The organism is Haladaptatus sp. W1, from assembly GCF_001723155.1.
GTDB lineage: Archaea > Halobacteriota > Halobacteria > Halobacteriales > Haladaptataceae > Haladaptatus > Haladaptatus paucihalophilus.
Genome location: NZ_MEIH01000056.1, coordinates 1 through 5,165 on the forward strand (window position 1 = coordinate 1; position 5,165 = coordinate 5,165).

Here is a 5,165-nt window from a genome sequence, read left to right on the forward strand (position 1 = left end):
CCCGGATTTGTGGCCACGTTAGTTTGCGTTCGTTATTGGTCATTGCAGTGGAGTATCGGTACTTGGTTACTGTGATACTGGCACCTAATCGCGATGCCGGAACCAAACATCGATTTCCTCACCATCGGTTTCAACGCGGTAGCTGTAGGAGTCAAGTTCACGTCCAGTCTCGTCTCTGAGAGTGTCCTGCAGGTCATCCGTGATGGTGCCTTCTTTCCCGTGGTGTTCGCTGTCGGGAATCTGTCTCGGAGACGTAGACCTGTACGTTGTCGCCCGGTTGGTAAGGGGTGAGTGAAGAACACGCCGAAGCGTTCTGAGCTGCTGAGTCAGCAGTTGAATGTCGTCTTTCAGTCGTTTGTTAGAAGGGAGTGATAGATATAGAGGATGCATCCAGCAGATCGTCCTTGTGACAATAGTTAACATGGGCCAGGTCGTAACACAAGTAGCACTCTCCGTACTCTGCGTCAAGGATGAAGATGTAACGAGGGAGATGCAAAACGGGCCTGTAATGACACCAACGGTAAGAGACGCTGACCAAACAGCCGTTGAAGACCTTCGAGAAACGCTTCGGGGCACCCTGATTCGGCCCACCGACGAGGACTATGACGAGGCCCGGGGCGTCTGGAACGGGATGATCGATCGTCACCCAGCGCTCATCGTCCAGTGTTCAGGCACTGCAGACGTGATTGTAGCTGTAAATTTCGCACGGGAGTACGACCTCGAGATCGCAGTGCGCGGCGGCGGTCATAACGTCGCCGGCACCGCCGTCTGCGACGACGGTATCGTCATTGATCTCTCTGCGATGCGAGCCGTGTGGATTGACCCTCCCGCACGGACAGCTCGAGTGCAGGGTGGCGCCCTGTGGGGCGACGTTGACCATGAGGCCCAGGCTCACGGACTTGCGACCCCGGGCGGCATCGTCAGTCACACCGGCGTCGCCGGGCTTACCCTCGGCGGGGGTATCGGCTGGCTGATGCGCAAGCATGGCCTCACTGTCGACAACCTGCTCTCCGCCGATATGGTGACCGCCGATGGCAAATTCATTCGAGCCTCGGAAGACGAACACTCAGACCTGTTTTGGGCGTTGCGGGGCGGTGGTGGAAACTTCGGGATCGTGACCTCCTTCGAGTTCGCCCTCCACCCTGTCGGTCCCACTGTGCTCGCCGGCCCCGTGTTCTGGGCGGCGGACGACACTGCCGCCGCGCTGCGCTTCTACCGCGACTTCGTGCAGGATGCTCCCGACGAGCTTGGCACCGTCGTCAGGTTGGGAACCATCCCTCCCCTCTCGGTCGTCCCCGAGGAGCTTCACTGGCGACCCGCCGTGGCCATCAACGCCTGCTACACAGGTCCGGTTGAGGAGGGTGAGAGTGTCCTCCGCCCGCTGCGCGAGCACGGCACACCGCTTCTTGACTTGGTCTCCCCCAAGCGGTATGTGGCGCACCAGAGCGGGCTCGACAGCACCGTTCTCCATGGATGGCACTACTATTGGAAGTCGACCGACCTACCTGAGCTGTCCGACGACTTGATTGAAGTTCTCGTCGACCACGCCTTTTCGACGAAGTCACCCCGCTCATACGCGGTGCTATTCCACCTGGGCGGAGCGGTGAGCCGCGTCCCTGGCGACGCCACCGCCTACGCCAGTCGGAACGCACCACACAACATCAACATCAATGGCGTGTGGCGTCCCGACGAAGATTTCGCCGAGTCGGAGACCACGTGGGCCCGTCGATTCTTTGATGCCCTTGAACCCTATCGAGAGGGCGTCTACGTGAACTTCCTTGACGTCGGCGACGACACACGACGGGTTCGGGAAGCTTATGATGAGCGTACCTACCAGCGACTCGCCGAGATCAAAGCCGAATACGACCCCGATAACGTGTTTCACCTCAACCAGAACATCGAGCCGGCAGGCTGAACATCTCTCATTATTCGTCGAGATGGTAGTTAGTGAACGGTGAGAACGCAAAGTTACGATCTATTCAACAGAGTGTGGAGTGCTCAGATGATTCTGACGACGAGCGCGCCGTTGAGATCCATATAGGGGTGCTCGTAGCCACAGTGGTCAGACAAGAAAGCGTATATTCCCCTCACCAAGAAGCCCTCATGGTAGCTGCTGTTGGCTTCGTCGAGTAGATACAGTTGATAGAATGGTCGTGCAACTGATTGCCTTATTTTTTAATAGTAGCACAAAGCATATACCGAACCCCTCAAAGGACCAGGTGTGGCGCGGTTGCCGCTAACACCCTGAATGGGTCCACACTGTGGGTCTGGCGTCATCACTCCCGATCCATATTCCCCCTACGCCCGCCACCCCTCCTTCCTGCTCGCACGCGTGCCATGGCGTGCCTCCGAGCAGGGAAACGATATTTACACCTTCTCAACGGCTGACCAGAAGAATTTTAATTTGGCAAACGTAGTAGTGGGTATGAACCGATTCTATCTCTTTCACATTTCTATGCTCTTTGCCGGTGCAGCTTTAGGGATTCCTGCACTGGTATCTGCGATCACTGGTGAACAAAGTATTTCAATAGTGCTTCAAGCAGCGGGTGGATGTGGCATAGCGGTTGGTGCAATCTATGAGGTTTTCAGCAAAGATCCAGCAGAGTTCACTGTTGGGAAATATACGGTCTGGACGCTCGTTCTTGCAGCCCTACTGATTGTCCTCGGGGGCGCTATTCGGTTAGTAAGCTAGTGGATGGAGTGAACGCGACGAGCAGGGACGATTTGTGAAGCAAATGAGTGATGACGATATTCTTCTGGTGATTCGTGCGTCCGAGTTTCCGACAGTGACCGCTCGGTGGGTGGTGGACACGCTTAGGATTGAGCGGCCATCCGCTCATCGACGGCACCAGGACTCAACAAGTAGGAGAGAATGTGGAATGGTTAGCCCAGAGACTGCGGCTACCGTGTACGACGTGGACGTGGAATCGGAGTAGTATTCGAGGGTCCATCTATGAATGATTTTGAAGTCATCATCATCGGTGGTGGAGTGGCCGGTGCCAGCTGTGCCTACCATCTCACTGCTGCGGGGATTGAGGACGTTGCCGTATTCGAAAAAGACCAGCCGGCAAGCAAAGCAAGCGGACGTGCTGCTGGATTCATTACACCCGATCAGTTCTTGAGTACGGGAACGCATCCGGAAGAGCACCAGTATATTATCCAATTCTGGGAAGAGATGGCTCAGGATTCAAAACTTGAACTCCACTATGGAGATGCGTACACGCTTGCACGAGACGCGGCATCAGTAACGTACCTCGAACAGTTGCACGAAGAAACCGCAATTGAATCGCACCTACTGACTGGTGATGAGATTGGCGATCAGGTACCAGCACTCATCACGAATGATATCGAAGCCGGGTTTATGTTCGAAAATGGGTTCTCGCTGGACCCATACACAGCGACTGTCACCGTTCTGGAGGACGCAATATGTGAGGGTGCAGATGTGCTAAGTGAGTCGGTCGAATCAATTGACACCCTCGCATCAGGTAGCACTCGTGTGACGACGAGCGAAAGGTCATATACCGCTTCAGCAGTGATTGTGGCGGCGGGAGCATGGAGCAAGTCATTGACGCGCAATATCGATGTCTCACTTCCCTTGAAGCCCCGGGTCAGTCAGATTGCGATGTTAAACCCTGGACAAACGGTCGAGCTACCGCTTATCAATGATCCCGATCTTGAGCTGTACTACCGTTCAGAAGTGAATGGAGAAATCCTGATTGGAGGTGGCACTGGGAAAACTGAACTCGACCCCGAAGCTTTCAGTTCGACAGCACGTGAAGAGTTCATCCAAGAAGTTGCAGAGAAGGTGCCCCAGATCTCTGACCAACTTCAGGATAGCCAGATAACGGGAAAATGGGGCGGGCTCTGTTCGGCAACGCCTGATCGCCATCCTTTAGTCGGTCAAATCCATCCGAATGGAGTCTATGTGTGCTGTGGGTTCAACGGCGAGGGTATCATGTACAGCGCAGTTGCTGGACACCTGATTGCAGAGTTGCTTACAGGAACCACGCCGACGTTCAATGCCGACGTCTTTGCGCCAGATCGGTTTGTGACTCCGGAGGAAGATTTCGAAATCAGAAGTGCGATTGAATGGTGAAACACCGGCCTATGCCTTTCATATGATTTCATTCTCTCTCCATAGTCAGACAATCTGACTTCGGACTATCGAAGGAGAGAGTGTGGAGTTTCGACAATGATCGGGATTTCAAGAGAGAGTGGGTGGCTACGGAGGATAGCGTATGCGGTTGTGAACAGGCTTGCCGACGATGGCGAGATTCGCAAGAAGCTACGAAAAACACCCATTAGGTCGTTGCAATCGTTTCTGTCACTGTGGTCTTCGAGTTCGGCGTTTTTGAGGACGTTTCAGGCGTGTTGGTTTCAGTGGACCCGAGGATGTCTGAACACCCAGCAAGCATACCGAGACTCGTTGTGGCCAATGCCGATGTGAGAAACCGCCGCCGTGATCCCTTGGTCATGAAAATAAGGGTTGTCGACTGGCTGCCTCAGCAGTCGTCTTGGGAATCCTCTTCGCTGGACGAGTTGTCGGGAGCGGCGTCTTCGGAGTCATCGCTCCCCGAGTTTTCGCTCTCATCCGACTCAGTGTCATCATCCGACTGGGTATCATCCGAGGAGTCACCGCTCGACTCGCTGTCGTCGGAGTCGTCGGTCGTTTTCTCCGACGTGGACTCATCAGAGTCATTTTCGGTGGTCGTCTCTTCTTCGGTAGTGGTTTCGTCAGAGGAGTCCTCGGTGGTATCGTCCTCTTCGGTAGTCGTTGTCTCGTCGGTTGCAGAGTCATTGCTCTTGGCGACGACATCACCGTCCGTATTCAGCAAGGCAACAACGTCCGGGTTCTCGTTGTTGAGCATTGCTTTGTCGTAGCCGAGGCTCTGATCTACATCACCTTCGGTTTTGGAACCAGTGCCGACACGGATTGAGTCACCAGCAGGAATGACCGTGTTGTCTTCAAGGGATTGGTCTTGAGTAGTTTGATCGCTGTATTCGAGGTCGATGCGATAGTCCGAGAGATCTACTTCGGAATCCCCCGTGTTTGTGAGCGTAACGTATTCCGCTTCGGCGTTGATATCGATCTTGATCGACGGCATGTCTGCGCCAATTACCTGGGTTGCGCCGATACCGACTGTTGCTACGGCTCCGATTGCGCC

4 protein-coding genes are annotated in these 5,165 nt (G+C 54.8%); 3 read left to right on the forward strand and 1 reads right to left on the reverse strand.

From position 1 onward, the window contains the following. Window positions 1-508 precede the first annotated feature (508 nt). The 3 genes from BG842_RS02970 (at window position 509) to BG842_RS02980 (ending at window position 4,096) form a co-directional block, all read left to right on the forward strand. Window positions 509-1,915: an FAD-binding oxidoreductase gene (locus BG842_RS02970; protein ID WP_069449620.1), complete on the forward strand. Its 1,407-nt coding sequence runs from the start codon at window positions 509-511 to the stop codon at window positions 1,913-1,915. Window positions 1,916-2,404: 489 nt separating this feature from the next. Beyond that, a complete protein-coding gene (locus BG842_RS02975; RefSeq protein WP_139136001.1) occupies window positions 2,405-2,692 on the forward strand; it encodes a hypothetical protein in 288 nt (95 codons plus the stop codon). Between the two features lie 261 nt (window positions 2,693-2,953). Beyond that, window positions 2,954-4,096: an FAD-binding oxidoreductase gene (locus BG842_RS02980; protein WP_069449619.1), complete on the forward strand. Its 1,143-nt coding sequence runs from the start codon at window positions 2,954-2,956 to the stop codon at window positions 4,094-4,096. A gap of 406 nt (window positions 4,097-4,502) precedes the next feature. Here the strand turns inward: BG842_RS02980 and BG842_RS27025 are convergent. Further along, window positions 4,503-5,165 (reverse strand): lamin tail domain-containing protein (locus BG842_RS27025; protein WP_139136002.1); only part of this gene is annotated, 663 nt, incomplete at its 5' end.

Excerpts from the sequence above, each read along its gene's own strand:
- BG842_RS02980 (WP_069449619.1), top strand. The coding sequence starts at position 2,954 with ATGAATGATTTTGAAGTCATCATCATCGGTGGTGGAGTGGCCGGTGCC.
- BG842_RS02970 (WP_069449620.1), top strand. The coding sequence starts at position 509 with ATGACACCAACGGTAAGAGACGCTGACCAAACAGCCGTTGAAGACCTT.